Source organism: Fructilactobacillus sp. X2R1C3 (genome assembly GCF_059901425.1).
This window is the reverse complement of the sequence record NZ_JBWXUW010000002.1, coordinates 74,695-89,953: the sequence shown is the minus strand read 5'-3', so window position 1 is coordinate 89,953 and position 15,259 is coordinate 74,695. Positions and strand designations below refer to the sequence as shown.

Here is a 15,259-nt window from a genome sequence, read left to right as displayed (position 1 = left end):
CTCCATTTTCAATTTAATTTTCTAAACGTCACTCATGTCTAAAAATGATCAGTTATCTTACCAAAAAAGATGGTTAAAATTAATAAATCAGCTGAACCACCTAAGCTTAAATCTTGATTATCAAAGTTTTCACACATTTTTTCAAGCTGTTCTTTAATTAGCGCGAAATTAAAAGCTTCAGTGTTTAAAATTGAAGTAACCTGCCTGTGTACCTTTTCAACGATTTCAGGCGATCCAGCACGTTTAATCAAATTACTGTCTTGACTATGAGCGACAATGTTAAGTAACGCCCAAAGGATCTTTTCATTTTTATTTCCATCAAAAGTGACCAAAGCTGGCAATCCATGACCTGTCACCGTTTTGAATCCTGCCTCGGCTTCTCCACGAATTCCTGTCATCCCATATTCTAAAAATTGGTGCTCACCAGCGGTTAATTCTTTATCTGATTTTCTTCTTACTTGCGCAAAATCTGATTTAACGATTCCAGCAGTCATGGCTTTTTCTACGTCAATTACATCCCCAAGGGTAAAGGAAACTTTAGACTGAGAAAGATACCCCAGTGCTGTCACAATAATTCCTAGTACAAAAATCGCACCTTTATGAGTATTAACACCCTTAGTCACCTTAAACATGGTTTGCTCGGCTTTAATTCCATCAGGTCGAATCAATCTCAATAGTTGACTTAAGTCATCACTTAAAAAATTTTGTCCCCTTAAAAAGACAGTTTCAAAATAAGGACGCATCGTTATAATGCTGTCAATGAACGTAAAAACATCCATATCGGGATGAGTTTTATGAGAAACTGGATCCACCAGTCCTGGTTTGGGATTGGAAACAACTTCATCTAACATCGATTCCATCGCTGCGTCAACGATCTTATTTTTTTGACAAATTTTAACTTCCCAATCCATTACCGCATTATTCATTTCCGACATTCCTAAAATATATCTCACTAATTTTTCGTTGCAAATCAGACACGGAATGAGTACGATTTCTAGCACATTCTTTAGCATTTCGATCACAAATCAGACATCTTCTAGGTCTCATTTTGACATCAGTCCGGGAGTAATGAGAATGCTTATGATCCATTACGTCAATATCAAACAAACGTCCTAAACGATCATTATCTTCAAAATGAATTGCTCGTTTCTTCAACATAAGTCCATTACCATCAACCACCAAAAACCGTTCTTTTCCCGCATCAGTGTTCCACTCCATTTTATCGATAATCTTCATATTGTACAACTGCGTTTTAAGGAATCGCTTATAGCCAACATCAAATAATTCCATAATTTGCGGGTTGTTCTTGATGGGACCCGGAATATTTAACTTGATTGACACAATCGCATCCATCGGATATTGCCCCTTTAATTGAGCTTGTAAGTGTGCCCGTCTGTCTTTGTTAGCAAGTACATCTGGGATCCCCTGCACTTTCCCAGTTAAAAAAATATTATCTTCCAACTTATCAAACCCCTTAAAAAAACGGCTCCATCTGCCTTACAGATAGCACCGTCTTTAAAATTAATCTTTTACTTGTCGAATTGAATCAATGATCGTTCCATCCCGATACTCAACCAATCCAACCGTCTTATTAGTATACCTCAGTGGTTCTTCTTTGCCGACGATCTTTTCAGCTTTTTTAGCTAATTCTTGGATGCTGTATACATGCAAACTCGGAACATCCTTAAATTGCTTAATCAGGTCTGGGCGATTAGGATTAACGGCGATTCCAAATTCGGTTACTAAGACATCAATCGATTGCCCTGGAGTTACAGCCGTACTAATATGATCTACCACCGTTGGAATGCGACCTCGTACCAGTGGAGCACAGATGATTGTCATCTTAGATGTAGCAGCATCCTGATGTCCACCAACTGCTCCTCTAATTACGCCATCAGAGCCAGTTAACACGTTAACGTTAAAATCAGTATCAATTTCCAAGGCACTTAATACCGCAATGTCTAACTGAGCGACCATTGATCCTTTATTATCAGGATCAGCATACCATGACGCATCAATTTCCTGTTGGTTTTTGTTGTTTTTCATTGAATCAGCAGCGGCTTTATCAAAGTCTTGAACATCCATTAACTTATCAACTAATCCCTCTTCAAGCAAATCAACCATTGGTTTAGTAATTCCACCCAAACCAAACGAGGCATGAAGATGATTATCAAGCATTGCTTGTCTTAAGTAACGAGTAACAGCAAGGGCAGCTCCACCAGAGCCAGTCTGAAATGAGAAGCCATCTTTAAAGTACGGTGAATTAACAATCACTTGGTTGACCGCTCTAGCGATGGTCAAATCTTTTGGATCCTTAGTGAATCGAGTAGCGCCAGAGCCAATCTTATTAGGATCACCAACTTTGTCCACCTTAACGACATAATCGACTTGTGTTTGTCGAATTGAGGCAGGTGTGTTGGGATAATCCACCACATTATCAGTTAATAAAACGACTTTATTAGCATAAGCTGCGTCCATTAACGCATACCCTAGTGAACCAAATGCGGCGGGACCTTCCATTCCATTAGCATTACCACAACGGTCTGAATTAGGAACCCCTAAAAAGGCAACATCAATTTTGATATCACCGTTTTCAATGGCACGAGCACGGCCACCATGGGATCTGAAAATCACTGGATTTTTAAGAATTCCATGAGAAACTTCGTCACCCAATGAACCACGCATTCCGGATGTGGTGATGTTAGTAACGGTTCCATTCTTAATGGCTTTAATTGCCATATCATTCATTACGCCGGTCAGTGAAGAGGGTGCTAAAGTTAGATCTTTAATTCCAAGGTCCATGATTGCCTTCATCACAAGATTAAAGATGTAGTCACCATTACGTAAATGGTGATGAAATGAGATGGTCATCCCATCCTTCACGTTATCTTTAACAACCTGCTTTAAATCATCCTTTAATTTATCATGTCCATCTTGAACCTGGACTTTAGGAGCCGTTCTTTGAAAGACCGGGTTATCAATCTTAGTAGTTTCAAATGGTTTAAAGTGCAGTTCATTCATTAATTTATCGGGTAAATTACGACCTAATTTATTTTCCAATGTAATGACCCTCCTTATCAATCAAGCCAGAAGCTTTAGCTAGTTTCATAACTCTCTCAGCTCTGAGTGCAACTGGTCTATCAACCATCTGTCCGTTCATTGAGACAACTCCTGAGCCAGCTTTTCTTGCTTTTTCAATCGCAGCAAGTACATTTTCAGCATTCTTAATTTCATCTTCACTTGGGGCATAAACTTGGTTTACCAAAGGAATTTGGCGTGGATTAATAACTGATTTCCCATCGTAACCCAGTTCATGAATATACTCAGTTTCTTCCAAAAATCCTTTAACATTATCAACATCGGTGTAAACCGTATCAAAAGCGGCGATACCAGCTGCTCTAGCAGCATTTAAAATCATATTTCTGGCAAACTGTAGCTCCAATCCATTTGGATAACGGTGTGTTTTTAAATCCGTTGTGTAATCTTCCGCCGATAAAGCAATCCCAATCATGCGATCAGAGGCCTTAGCAATCTCAAGTACATTCATAACACCTTCAGCGCTCTCAATTGCGGCCATTAAATGAGTGGTTCCAACTGGAATGTTGAACTCTTTTTCAGCGTCAACAACTAGACTCTCCATCTCTTCAACCATTGCTGCGCTTTCAGTTTTAGGAATTCTAATAACGTCGATGCCAGCCTTAACCATCATTTTGACATCAGCTTCAAAAAAGTCAGTGTCGAGTCCATTAGTTCTAACAACTAATTCTGCATCACCGTAATCAACCGTTTTTAAAGCCTCATAAACTAAGTTTCTTGCCGAATCTTTTTCCGCTAACGAAACCGAGTCTTCAAGGTCGAACATGATTGAATCGGCACCATAGATCCCAGCATCTTTGATCATCCCTGGATTATTACCTGGAACAAACATCATCGTTCTTCTGAGTCGTTCACTATTTTCAGCCATTATAGTGCCTCCCATGCTGGTTGTTCGCTGTCACCCATGGCCCGTTGAATTGCGGTAATTGTTCGAGCTTTAATTACACAATCTAAAGCACCTTGGTCAACTGCCTTAATATTGACATTATCTAATTCAAATTTGTTAACAACTTCCTTAATGGTAGCAATAATATCAACACCAAACCGTTTCTTAACATCCGATTCAAGATTAATTTGGATTCCGTTAGTACCCTTACTAACCGTAATCTGAATGTCAGAAGATTCCAGTGTTCCATCCATTGCAGTTTTATTAATTCCCACTGATCTTCATTCCTTTCTTAATTCTTTCTTGTAATGAGTCCAGATGCGTTTCTATGAACTCGTAAGTTGTTTTTGTAACAATCCCCTTAATTGAGGTTAACTCACCATTCTTAATGGCCATCCGAACCGTTCGAGCTGAAATTACTCTTCCGGCTTCATCCTGATCTCGTTTAATAACTTTAACTTTGACTTCAGGTGGGAGAACCTTTTCTAAAATTTGATTATAGATTGAGGTTGTTTTGGAATTTTGCTCTGTTCCAAGAAAACGAACGTTAATGCCAAGATCTTGAGCAATCCAATCTTTAAAGATTAATGCATCAATGGTTGTCTGATACCGCACCTTGTCTGCTTGTGCTCCCAAAAAATACGAAGGAAAAGTTGCATAACTTACTAAGTAGTCGCCACCAGGAACAACAATTACATTTTTTAAATCAGCAACACCCTTTTGAACCAGTTCTAACCGTTCTTTGGATGTAAACAATGATTTATCAGTGCTCACAACAAATACATAAACGTTATCACTGACTTCTGCTGCTTTTTCAATCAAATATCGATGACCATCAGTAAAGGGATTAGCGTTCATAACTATTCCAGCATTATTATCTGCTTTATTAACCTTGGGCAGACTTTTAAGATAATCAGTAATACTATAATCACCGGTCTCTAAAAAGGCCGCATCATCACTTTGAACGAGTTCCTTAAACCCAACGTGTTCGAAACTTTCCGCATACATTGGTTTTGTAAAGACAAAGACGTGAAAGATTCCACGTTGTCCTAAATTTGTTAAAAGATTCGAAACCACCTTGTTAAAGTAGACTCCGTTTTCAGTGTACTTATGACAAACACCAATGTACTTTAAAATGTTTCCAGAATATGAACCAGTACCAACTAATTTGTCCCCATCAAAAAGCCCAACGGTATAATCCAAGGGATCAACCTCATCACCAGAAAAATTGGCAATACCAAGTGATTTAAGAAAATCTTTCCACTGATTAAATTGATCAGGAACCTCTAAATTAATTTCTCTAGTCTCAATATTCATATCCTTAATAATCTCCCGTTTCTACTAACCCATGATTAACATAATAATCGGAATTACGATGATAAAGAGGACTGATGTAGATACAACCACGTTTGTAGCAAACTTAACGTCACCATGATAAGTTTGTGCCAAAATTGGTAGAACTGCAAGTGAAGGAGTAGCAGCTTGAACAATCAAAGTCTTGGAGAAGGTTGGAACCATTGATGCTCCAAGCTTGAAACCAACAAAAATAATTGCAGCCATGACTAATGGTGAAATCACGAAACGACCTGCCAAAGTCAAAATGACATCTTTATCAAAATGCATGTTTCTAAGACCAAATGATCTCAACATAATTCCAATATAGATTAATGCAAGTGGGGTAACCAGTGCACCCAAATCAGTTAACGTTGTTTGGACAAAATTAACTAACAAATGCTCCTGAAGCCATGGAATATACAAAAATGGAATGGCAACGATGAATCCCCATAATGGAGCTGGAATCAAATGATGCCAATCAAATTTAGCTTTGGAACCATCTTTAGCGGTTGGATCGTCCGCAGCAATTACCCAAACACCCAGAGTCCAAATAATGATCGTATTTACAATATAGTAAACAAGTAAATAAGGGACTGATATCTCACCAAACAAAGCAACGTTTAAGGGCATTCCAATAAAAACAGTATTAGCACCGTTAATACCGGTCATCATCAGTCCTCTTCGACCCTTTTTAACTCTAAATAATTTAACTTCAATCCATGAAATAACGTAGCCTAAAAGGATCGCAAGCACAACATAGATTAATCCAGTTGACAAATTAGCTAGTTGTTCTGGATGAAAATATTTAAGCATTGCCACAAAAATAGAACATGGCAAAGCAACTTTCATAATAATCTTTGAGATTGAACCGGAAAATGATTCTTTAAACCATCCAAGTCCTTGTGTGATATAACCAACTGCAATCATAATTACAATTGCTAACACACTCTGGATCGATGTAATAAATATTGCCATAATTGCACCTCTTATCCCTTTTCACCATATTTTATAATTGAATTTGTGACTGTTTTAACAACGTTTTCATCAAAAACCCCCGGAACAATTTTATCTGGAGTGGGATCGGGAATCATGCTGGCTAACGCGTCAGAAACGACTTCCTCAATTTGGTATGTAACCTTTTTAATCCCACTCTTTAAAAGTCCCTTGAAAAGACCAGGGAAAACCAAAATATTATTAACTTGATTTGGATACTTACTAGACCCAGTCGCAATCACTTTAGCACCACCGGCTTTAGCGTCTTGTGGAAGAATTTCCGGAACTGGATTAGCGAGCGCAAAGATAATTGGATCTTTTGCCATTCTTTTAACTTGACTAGTACTTAAAACATTAGCATCAGACAGACCGATAAAAACATCCTGATCATCAATTACATCATCTAGGGTTTGCCCTTCTTTTCCGTTCAAGGATTTAGCAAGTCCAGTTTGATATGAATTATAGTTCTTACTATCTGGCTTAACTACGCCATCGATATCAACTAAGGTAATATTCTTAATGCCGACATGCTCCAACAATGAGGCTGTGGCAACACCAGATGCTCCCACCCCGTTGACGACGATCTTTAAATCTTTCAATTCTTTACCAACTACTTTACTAGCGTTGATCAATCCGGCCAAAACCACAATAGCAGTTCCCTCTTGGTCGTCATGATAGACCGGAATATCTAATGTTTTACTCAAGATATCCTCTAACTCAAAGCATTTTGGTGCCGCAATGTCCTCCAAATGGATCCCAGCAAAGGTATCTTGGATACTTTTAATGTGAGTGGCCATTTTCTTGGCATCTTCCTGCTCAATGGCAACCGGTAACGCATTAACACTGGCCAGATCTTTATATAACAGCGCTTTCCCTTCAACAACAGGAAGCCCTGCAGCTGGTCCGATATTACCTAATCCTAGAACTGCTGAACCATCAGTAACAACAGCAAGTAGCTTTCCACTCATTGTGTACTTGTCCTTTAAACTAGGGTCTTTTTCAATGGCCTTGGAAATCTTAGCAACACCAGGTGTGTAAGCTTCACTAAGTTCTTCACGGTTTTTTACAGGAAATTCTGATTCCATTTCTAGCATTCCCGTGTGCTTTTCATGAATGGAATAAATATTATCAGCCACGCAAACCCCTCCAATTGTTTTTATTTTCACGCGGACACGATTGCTCATATCCGCTTACATTGTGATTATATTAACTAAAGTGCGCAAAGTCAACCAAGTTAACACACTTTAACAAACTCAAATAAAAAACGACCTCATTAAAATGAGACCGCTACCAAAAGGTTAAATCTAATAATTCACACGCTGATATTTCTTACCATTGTGATTTCTTATATTTTTTTCACAAACTTCAACAAAATATCGTTAAACACATTTGGCTGTTCAGCCATAATGATATGACCAGCATCTTCAACAATCTGATAATGACCATTATGAGCCATCCCCGCTGCAACTTTTGCAAAGTGATAATCAAAAAATGGCGATTTTCTTCCGGCAATAATCATCAAAGGAACCTTCAAATCACTCAAAATGTCACGCCAATCTTGAAAAGCATGATCCACTAACAACGAATAGTTTAAGTCGGCATCATATGGATACTTCTGTTTTAACAATTGGATTTTACCGTACAAAAGATCATTAATTTTACTGTAAGTGGAACGTCCAAATGGCTGCTTCAAAAATTCAGGGAAATTACTCCAGTCTAAAGCTTTAAATCCGTATGGCCATGACTGATCGGCAATCATTTTGGGACTCTGATCAACGTCTACAATGGCCTTAATCCCCTTATCAGTAAACAAAGAAACGTACGCAAACATGGTTGCCGCTCCCATTGAATTCCCGAGTAAGATTGGTTCTTTTAATCTTAGTTCCCTTTGGATCTCGTATAAATCCATCGCATGACGCGACATCCGTTCATCCTTACTAGTACGCTCAGACATCCCCTGATTTCTAGCATCCACGTTTACGACCCGAAAGCCGCTTTCGACTAATCTTTGGACAGTAAGGGTCCAAATCTCTTTATAACCCCCAATACCAGTGAGAATCATTACGGGTTGATCGCTTTTATTTCCCTCATCATCATAATCCAATTCAACGTTATCAGAAGTATAGAATTTCATTATCACTCACCATTTTCTTTATGATTTATTTTATATGTTAGCACTTCTCTCGCCAAAAGAATTATACTAATCCTAAAAACCAATTGGTAGTATAATAACTAAGAAAGAAGGGATAACATGAAACGGATTACATTAACATTTCCAACTCCTGGAAATTCAATTACTAAAATCATCAATGTTAATGACGGCAATCAGTACGTCATGAAATTGACCACTTTAGATAACATGGCTCCAGATGGCCATTCACTTGAAATTGAATTTCTCCCTAAAACCAGTGAAGATTTTCCAGAACGTGGCACCACCATCTTTTTAAATGGTTTTGATAAAACGTTCAAATTGTCAAACGGAGACATCCTAGTAGCAAAAAGTATGTAATAAAAAGGGTCTGTTGATTAAGTCAACGGGCCCTTTGTTTTTTTATTTGTGATCTAACTTATCTTGTGCTTTTTGAGCTGCGACGTTCATGATATTCCATGGACGGTCAAAGCCTGGTTGGAAGAAGAAGTCAGCATATGCCAAGTCATCAACGGTCATGTGTTGTTGAATTGCTAATGAAATGGTATTAATATTAGCGGTTACATCCCGTTTTGACATGATTTGAGCACCCTCAACTTCGCGAGTCTTAGGGTCAAAAGTTAATTTGAAGTATACCTCTGCATTCAATTTGTCATCATGAACAAACGGAGGAACTGCAGTATCAACAACAAAGACAGATTCAACGTCAACGCCAGCTTTTTCAGCAGTAACGTCCTTAAATCCAGTTGAGGCAAACTTGTAATCAAAAACATGAAGTGCTGATGAACCAGAAACTTCGGTAGTCTTACGCTTCTCATCGTTCAAGTTCATGGCAGCTGAGCGACCTTGACGTCTAGCGTTAGAAGCTAAAGCAATGATTTGCTTCTTGCCAGTAGGTGCAAAGGTAACCTCGGTAGAATCACCAACGGCAAAAATATCAGGTTGATTGGTTCTTTGATATTCATCGGTCTTGATCATGCCCTTTTCGTCGAGATCAACTTTACCTTTAAGCCAATCGGTAGCAGGACGAATTCCGGCAGTTTCAATCACTAGGTCAGCATCCCATTGGTCACCATTAGTTGAAATAACCGAAGAAACGTTTTCATCATCGTCACCAACGTATTCCTTAACACTTTGGTTCAATGACAATTTTACGCCGTTCTTTTTAAGTTCCGCTTCAAGAATCTTAGTAAACTCTGGATCCAAGTAAGTAGGAAGAATGGTTTTACCAGTATCAACTAAGGTAACGTGCTTGCCAGCCTTAGCGAATGATTCAGCTGCTTCAATTCCAATGTATCCACAACCAACGACCGTGACGTTGTTGATACCTGGAGTAACTTCAGCTTCCTTCAATTTAATGGCCCAATCACGTCCACGCATTGCGTAGATATTACCTAATTCCTTCCCTGGAACTGGAAGTTGGAATGGATTAGCACCAACACTTAAAATTAATTTATCATATTTTTCAGTGCTCTCTTTGCCATCGTTAACGTTTAAAGCGGTTAATGTGTGAGCTTCAGGATCAATATCGGTGATTTCAGTATTAATGTGAACATTTACACCTAATTTTTCCATGCCTTCTGGAGTTGCATAACTTACAGAGTTAACATCTTTTACGACGTTTTGAAGATATAATTCAATTCCACAAGATAGAAAAGATACAAAGTCTCCCTTTTCGTACCATTCGATGTCAGCATCAGGAAAATCTTTTAAAACTCCTCTGACAGCTTCGAATCCACCATGAGATGATCCAATTACAGCTACTTTCATATCTGCTTCCTCCTTCAATTTTTAAATTGTCGTTCTTTATGAACATTTTTATAGTACCACGCAATTACCTAATGAGACTACAAAATGTTCAATATTTAATAAATTATTTGCACACAATTTGATTGAACTACCCATAAGTTAAGCAATTAATAACCTATAAGATAAGTTATTAATTATATCCATAGTAATCATCTTTTGGTATCATGACTTATAAATTACTAAGGGATGAATCAAAATGAAAAAAATTTATTTTTTGTGTACGGGCAACTCGTGTCGAAGTCAAATGGCAGAAGGATTTACTAAAAAATATTTCCCGCAAAACTGGCAAATAAAAAGTGCAGGATTAAAAAAGCATGGTGTAAATCAAACTGCGGTTAAGGTAATGAAAGAACGCGGAATTGATATTTCTCACAATACATCAAAGTTAATTGACAAAAATTATTTAGTTAAGTGTGATTTAGTCGTTACGCTTTGCGGAGATGCTAAGGACAAGTGTCCAGTTACTCCGGGATCGGTTACGAAAATTCACTGGCTACTTAAGGATCCAGCACAAGCGAAGGGTTCCAAATCGGAAGTAATCGAAACTTTTAGAATCGTCCGCAATCAGATTGACCAATTAGTAAAACAATTGTCAGTTGATGAAACTAAATAAATAACAAAGGCCTAGATCAACTACTGCAACTGATCTAGGCCTTATTAAATCTTACGATCACTACATATACTAATACTAATTACAAACGTGAAAACAAGTAGTATTAATATATTTAGTTTATCTCATTGCTCTTTTATCACACGGATAACAAATGAAGATTAAGAAACTTTGATATCTAGGTACTTAAAAATTTGCTTCCTAATTCTTTGCGATTTAGGACTCATCTCACCATGAATTGCCCGATTTAATTCAACTGGTGAGACATCAACAATTTTTGACATATCAACTTGAGTCAAGTCCTTGTTAATTAAAGCTACTTTGATCTTTTTAAATACTCTTTGAGCATTACGTTCCAATTCAACGTTAGCCATCATTGATCCCTCCTTTCACAATTTATTAATTAAGTTATTGACTATGTCTATCCTTTGGAATAAAATGTAAATATGATAAAAATAATGGACTGTACTTAAACTATTTTCTTCGTGGGAACTAGTTTAAATACTTTTAACCATTGATATTATTCTGGACTGACTGATCAATTACTTAACTAAATTAATTATCAATCATATAAAATAAAATGTCAATGATTTTCTCTATTATTTGAAATAACTTTTTTAACTACCAATTTCAGAAAAGGAGAAACAATTTTGACAACAATTGAACGAATTAAGAGACTTTCAAGAATGCGTGGATGGTCACTTCAGTTAGTGGCACAGAAGGCTGGGATTGGGATTAACAATATTTATACTTGGAACAAAAAAACTCCTAGTACAAAGAGCCTTGGAAAAGTAGCCAAAGTACTCGGCGTGTCGATCGATTACCTATTAGGAAATACCGATCAACCGAACTACCACAATAACAGTACAAGAGCTAAATCAAAAACTAATGAGGTAATTGATCTTCCCCTCATTGGCAGCATTGCTTGCGGAAAACCAATCTTTGCTGAGCAGAATGTTACCGCGTACTTTCCAACTCTAAAGGAAGGACTGCCAAGTGGTGAGAATTTCTGGTTAAAATGTGACGGAGATTCGATGGCTCCTACCATTCAAAACGGATCGTACGTTTTGATTCATTATCAACCAGAGGTGGAAAATGGTGAAATTGCTGCTGTCCTATTAAACGATAACGAGGAAGCTACTCTTAAAAGGATTAGTACTCAAAAAGACCAAACCGTCTTAGTTCCTGATAACAAGGAATACCCACCGATTATCTTGAATAAAGATAATCCAGGTAAAATCATTGGAAAAGCAATCCGGATGCAATCCGAATTATAAGAGCTCAATACAACAAAAAGGCTATCAAAATCACAAGTTTTGATAGCCCTTTTGTTTTGTAATACTTATAAAGGCGAGTACAGGATTTGAACCTGCGCGCCGGCTATAAACCGGTTCGCCGGATTTCGAGTCCGGTGCATTACCACTCTGCCAACTCGCCATAATTAACACCACTTAAGTATAATCGTAAAAGAAAAGACAATCAACTTGAGAAGTGTGTTTAATTTAAAACTTAATCATATTTAATCAGACTGAGAATATCATAGTCTTTAATCTTATCGCGACCCTTTAAGTCCATTAATTCGACGATAAAAGCCGTTCCAACTACTACTCCACCGAGATCCTTGACCAACTCAATGGTAGCTTCAATGGTACCACCTGTAGCCAGCAAATCATCAGTCACAAGAACTCTCTGACCTGGTTTAATCGCATCATCATGCAAATAAAGTGATGACTGACCGTATTCCAGGCCATATGTAGCTTTGACAGTCTTGCCAGGTAACTTCCCTTTTTTTCTTGCAGGAGCAAATCCAATTCCAAGTTCATAGGCAACGGGACATCCCACAATAAAGCCACGAGCTTCGGGACCAACAATCATATCAATGTTCTTGCCCTTAGCATAGTTGACAATTTCGTCAGTAGCTTGACGATATGCTTCACCACTTTCTAGCAATGGAGAAATATCTCGAAAAGTTACACCTGGCTCTGGAAAATTAGGATAACTTGCTACATAATCCTTTAAATTAAGGACCATAAAAAATACTTCCTTTCTTATTATCAGTTCCCAATCTTATTAATTATTTTCACCAAATCACTTGGAGAAACGTTAAAAAGAGCATCTTCCACCTTTAATTGCTCTTCTCGCAATTGGTAAGTTGGGGAAGTAGACAAGCTTTGCTTGTTTGGATTACTGATACCATTCAAAATTCCATCCTGAATGGTGATAAACCCCAGTTCATTAAATACCTGCAACATGAAAACCAGAATATTGGTTGGAACATGCAAATGGTTTGCAACCTCACCAACATTCTTTGAAATTTGCACATTTTTATTAGTTTCAACGAACTTAAATAGTTTAGCATATTGTGAACGTTCTGGCATCCCTAAATTTAAAATATGATTCTTTTTATATAAATACAATATAATTTCAGGATTTTGGAAATGATTAACGACGTCTTTTAATTCATCAAGTGTTTCAGGACAATCAACAAGATAAACTACCCCATTAGTAATATCTTTTTTAACATCTGAAGCAAGCATGGCTTTAGAACCCTTACCAACATATGATTTCAATTGTTGATACAAGTTACGATGAAAGAAAATATACGTTCCCTCATTTATAAACATTGACTTAGTTAAGGTAGTGGTCCGTTTGTCAATAACAACGGTTCCGTCAACTTTAAGATCATCAACCATCAACTGGAGATTAGTACGACCCTTCCACTCATTTTCATTCAAGGTCGCTGCTACGTTAATATTCGCTGATAATTTAGAAACTTCAGTAGCAACATCCCCCATCCCAAAGTCAATTGCAGAAATCCGTGAATGATCGCCAACAACTTGAAATTTAAGATGATCATGCGCTTTCCCAATTACCTGAACATTAGTTAAAGCAATCGGATCAACGTCAAATCGTGGGCATTCATTATCAGTTCCAAATGGACTCAAAGTTTGAATTTGTTGAAATAACTTTTGATCAATTTCATCTGGAGTAACTTTAAAATCAATTTTTAAAGTTGGCTTTTGTGATAAATCAACCTGCTGCTTTGCCGATGACCGTTCAAACCGCTCAGCTAATGTTTTCAAGTTATCGGCTGGAACTGTCAATCCAACTGCCATGGCATGTCCACCAAATGCATCCATCAGATCGCGTTCACTATCTAAGGCTTTAAAAAGATCAAATCCTTTGACACTTCTTCCAGATCCTTTTGCCGTCTTGTTTTTGTCATCAATACTAACAACAACCGTCGGTTTATGAAATTTATCTTTAACCCGACTAGCTGCAATTCCCAGTACTCCTGTATGCCAACCCTTTCCTACAATTAAAAGGGTATCTTTCTTCCGATTCTCAGGTGACTTAGCTTGGGCAATTGCCTCGTCAGTAATTGAACTAACCAGTAACTTCCTCTGATCATTCTTTTGTTCAGTCTTCTTAGCTAGCTCATTTGCTTGATCATCGTCAACCGTAGTAAGTAGATCAACGCCCATATTGGCGTCACCCATTCGACCAAGTGCATTCAATCTAGGAGCAATGTTAAACCCAATATCTTGTTCATCAACTTTTCCCAAATCAATTCCAGATCGTTTAATAAGGGCTTTTAATCCAGGTCGCACCGTCAAGTGAATAACATTTAATCCAAACTGGACCAATGCTCGATTCTCTCCGGTAAGCGATACTAGGTCGGCAACTGTCCCAATTGCGGCTAAATCTAGTTTATCTTGAGGAATTTCATCCATTAATGCCGTCGCCAACTTAAAAGCCACTCCAGCTCCGGAAAGATACTGAAACGGATATTTAGGATCGCCCAACTGGGCATGAACGATTGCATAGGCGTTTGGCAATTTTTCTGGTAACTCGTGATGATCGGTAATAATCACATCACAATTTAACTTATTAGCTTCCTCAATTGCGTCAAATCCAGCAACTCCATTATCAACGGTAACAATTAACGAAGTTCCACTATCAATAATTTTCTGAAAGGCCTTTACATTTGGACCGTATCCATCTTTAAACCGATTAGGAATATAATAACGAACTTCTGCTCCCATCTCGACTAGCGTTTCATATAGAATAGCGGTACTAGTAAGCCCATCAGCATCATAATCCCCATAAACGGTAATTTGCTCACCATTTTCAACTGCCAACTCAATCCGATCAACCGCTTTTTGCATATCATGCATTAAAAGGGGGTCGTTTAAGTCACTAGTATCCGGACTTAAGTAATGTCGAATCTTATCGGCATTATCATAACCTCGTTCAAACAGTAAACTAACAACTAACGGTTCAAGTCCCAAATCACTAGCTAGTTGACTAACAGCATCTTGGTTAAGATTATTTTGTTTTAGCTTCCAATTATACTTTGAAGAAAGCAAATATGGATCCT

16 protein-coding genes and 1 tRNA gene are annotated in these 15,259 nt (G+C 37.7%); 3 read left to right on the top strand and 14 right to left on the bottom strand.

Annotated features, from left to right (window positions below; genetic code table 11):
* Positions 1-38: 38 nt before the first annotated feature.
* From citG to AC6UDD_RS02515, 9 genes are all read right to left on the bottom strand, one after another.
* The gene (gene citG / locus AC6UDD_RS02555) at positions 39-926 is read right to left on the bottom strand and encodes a triphosphoribosyl-dephospho-CoA synthase CitG (protein WP_500718385.1); all 888 of its coding nucleotides are present in this window, start codon (positions 924-926) and stop codon (positions 39-41) included.
* Positions 919-1,461: a citrate lyase holo-[acyl-carrier protein] synthase gene (gene citX, locus AC6UDD_RS02550; protein WP_500718382.1), complete on the bottom strand. Its 543-nt coding sequence runs from the start codon at positions 1,459-1,461 to the stop codon at positions 919-921. The genes citG and citX overlap by 8 nt, the downstream gene beginning before the upstream one ends.
* A 60-nt stretch (positions 1,462-1,521) precedes the next feature.
* Positions 1,522-3,021, bottom strand: coding sequence for a citrate lyase subunit alpha (citF, locus tag AC6UDD_RS02545; protein WP_500718901.1), 1,500 nt, complete (start codon positions 3,019-3,021; stop codon positions 1,522-1,524).
* A 28-nt stretch (positions 3,022-3,049) separates the two neighbouring features.
* Positions 3,050-3,964, bottom strand: coding sequence for a citrate (pro-3S)-lyase subunit beta (citE, locus tag AC6UDD_RS02540; protein WP_500718379.1), 915 nt, complete (start codon positions 3,962-3,964; stop codon positions 3,050-3,052).
* The gene (citD, locus tag AC6UDD_RS02535) at positions 3,964-4,257 is read right to left on the bottom strand and encodes a citrate lyase acyl carrier protein (protein ID WP_500718376.1); all 294 of its coding nucleotides are present in this window, start codon (positions 4,255-4,257) and stop codon (positions 3,964-3,966) included. The genes citE and citD overlap by 1 nt, the downstream gene beginning before the upstream one ends.
* Positions 4,247-5,299, bottom strand: coding sequence for a [citrate (pro-3S)-lyase] ligase (gene citC / locus AC6UDD_RS02530; protein WP_500718371.1), 1,053 nt, complete (start codon positions 5,297-5,299; stop codon positions 4,247-4,249). Before citC ends, citD begins: the two co-directional genes overlap by 11 nt.
* Before the next feature lie 24 nt (positions 5,300-5,323).
* Positions 5,324-6,292 (bottom strand): AEC family transporter, encoded by a 969-nt coding sequence (locus tag AC6UDD_RS02525; protein ID WP_500718368.1) that lies wholly within the window; start codon positions 6,290-6,292, stop codon positions 5,324-5,326.
* Positions 6,293-6,303: 11 nt separating this feature from the next.
* Entirely contained in the window at positions 6,304-7,494 is a 1,191-nt protein-coding gene (locus AC6UDD_RS02520) for an NAD(P)-dependent malic enzyme (RefSeq protein ID WP_500718364.1), read from the bottom strand.
* Positions 7,495-7,655: 161 nt separating this feature from the next.
* Positions 7,656-8,444, bottom strand: a complete 789-nt coding sequence (locus tag AC6UDD_RS02515; protein ID WP_500718361.1) for an alpha/beta fold hydrolase — start codon at positions 8,442-8,444, stop codon at positions 7,656-7,658.
* Positions 8,445-8,561: 117 nt separating this feature from the next.
* Between AC6UDD_RS02515 and AC6UDD_RS02510 the strand changes: the two genes are divergently transcribed.
* Positions 8,562-8,819: a hypothetical protein gene (locus AC6UDD_RS02510; protein WP_500718358.1), complete on the top strand. Its 258-nt coding sequence runs from the start codon at positions 8,562-8,564 to the stop codon at positions 8,817-8,819.
* Positions 8,820-8,861: 42 nt separating this feature from the next.
* Here the strand turns inward: AC6UDD_RS02510 and AC6UDD_RS02505 are convergent, their stop codons facing one another.
* The gene (locus AC6UDD_RS02505) at positions 8,862-10,229 is read right to left on the bottom strand and encodes an FAD-dependent oxidoreductase (protein WP_500693871.1); all 1,368 of its coding nucleotides are present in this window, start codon (positions 10,227-10,229) and stop codon (positions 8,862-8,864) included.
* A 235-nt stretch (positions 10,230-10,464) separates the two neighbouring features.
* Here AC6UDD_RS02505 and arsC point away from each other — a divergent pair, with 235 nt between their 5' ends.
* Positions 10,465-10,881, top strand: coding sequence for an arsenate reductase (thioredoxin) (arsC, locus tag AC6UDD_RS02500; protein WP_500718356.1), 417 nt, complete (start codon positions 10,465-10,467; stop codon positions 10,879-10,881).
* Positions 10,882-11,039: 158 nt separating this feature from the next.
* On the opposite strand, the gene AC6UDD_RS02495 is transcribed toward arsC, so the two are convergent.
* Complete coding sequence (locus tag AC6UDD_RS02495; protein WP_500693872.1) at positions 11,040-11,252, bottom strand: helix-turn-helix domain-containing protein; 213 nt, start codon at positions 11,250-11,252, stop codon at positions 11,040-11,042.
* Positions 11,253-11,528: 276 nt separating this feature from the next.
* Between AC6UDD_RS02495 and AC6UDD_RS02490 the strand changes: the two genes are divergently transcribed.
* Positions 11,529-12,155 carry a helix-turn-helix domain-containing protein gene (locus AC6UDD_RS02490; RefSeq protein WP_500718353.1) on the top strand — a complete coding sequence of 209 codons (627 nt, stop codon included), beginning with the start codon at positions 11,529-11,531 and terminating at the stop codon, positions 12,153-12,155.
* Positions 12,156-12,226: 71 nt separating this feature from the next.
* Here AC6UDD_RS02490 and AC6UDD_RS02485 read toward each other — a convergent pair.
* The 3 genes from AC6UDD_RS02485 to recJ form a co-directional block, all read right to left on the bottom strand.
* Positions 12,227-12,315 (bottom strand) — tRNA-Ser (locus AC6UDD_RS02485).
* Between the two features lie 72 nt (positions 12,316-12,387).
* On the bottom strand, positions 12,388-12,909 hold the full coding sequence (locus AC6UDD_RS02480) for an adenine phosphoribosyltransferase (protein ID WP_500695562.1): 522 nt from the start codon (positions 12,907-12,909) through the stop codon (positions 12,388-12,390).
* Between the two features lie 23 nt (positions 12,910-12,932).
* Positions 12,933-15,248 (bottom strand): single-stranded-DNA-specific exonuclease RecJ, encoded by a 2,316-nt coding sequence (gene recJ, locus AC6UDD_RS02475; RefSeq protein ID WP_500718350.1) that lies wholly within the window; start codon positions 15,246-15,248, stop codon positions 12,933-12,935.
* Between the last annotated feature and the right edge of the window lie 11 nt (positions 15,249-15,259).

Excerpts from the sequence above, each read along its gene's own strand:
- citG (WP_500718385.1), bottom strand. The coding sequence starts at position 926 with ATGAATAATGCGGTAATGGATTGGGAAGTTAAAATTTGTCAAAAAAAT.
- citF (WP_500718901.1), bottom strand. The coding sequence starts at position 3,021 with ATGAATGAACTGCACTTTAAACCATTTGAAACTACTAAGATTGATAAC.
- citE (WP_500718379.1), bottom strand. The coding sequence starts at position 3,964 with ATGGCTGAAAATAGTGAACGACTCAGAAGAACGATGATGTTTGTTCCA.
- citC (WP_500718371.1), bottom strand. The coding sequence starts at position 5,299 with ATGAATATTGAGACTAGAGAAATTAATTTAGAGGTTCCTGATCAATTT.
- AC6UDD_RS02525 (WP_500718368.1), bottom strand. The coding sequence starts at position 6,292 with ATGGCAATATTTATTACATCGATCCAGAGTGTGTTAGCAATTGTAATT.
- AC6UDD_RS02520 (WP_500718364.1), bottom strand. The coding sequence starts at position 7,494 with ATGAGCAATCGTGTCCGCGTGAAAATAAAAACAATTGGAGGGGTTTGC.
- AC6UDD_RS02515 (WP_500718361.1), bottom strand. The coding sequence starts at position 8,444 with ATGAAATTCTATACTTCTGATAACGTTGAATTGGATTATGATGATGAG.
- AC6UDD_RS02510 (WP_500718358.1), top strand. The coding sequence starts at position 8,562 with ATGAAACGGATTACATTAACATTTCCAACTCCTGGAAATTCAATTACT.
- AC6UDD_RS02505 (WP_500693871.1), bottom strand. The coding sequence starts at position 10,229 with ATGAAAGTAGCTGTAATTGGATCATCTCATGGTGGATTCGAAGCTGTC.
- arsC (WP_500718356.1), top strand. The coding sequence starts at position 10,465 with ATGAAAAAAATTTATTTTTTGTGTACGGGCAACTCGTGTCGAAGTCAA.
- AC6UDD_RS02495 (WP_500693872.1), bottom strand. The coding sequence starts at position 11,252 with ATGGCTAACGTTGAATTGGAACGTAATGCTCAAAGAGTATTTAAAAAG.
- AC6UDD_RS02480 (WP_500695562.1), bottom strand. The coding sequence starts at position 12,909 with ATGGTCCTTAATTTAAAGGATTATGTAGCAAGTTATCCTAATTTTCCA.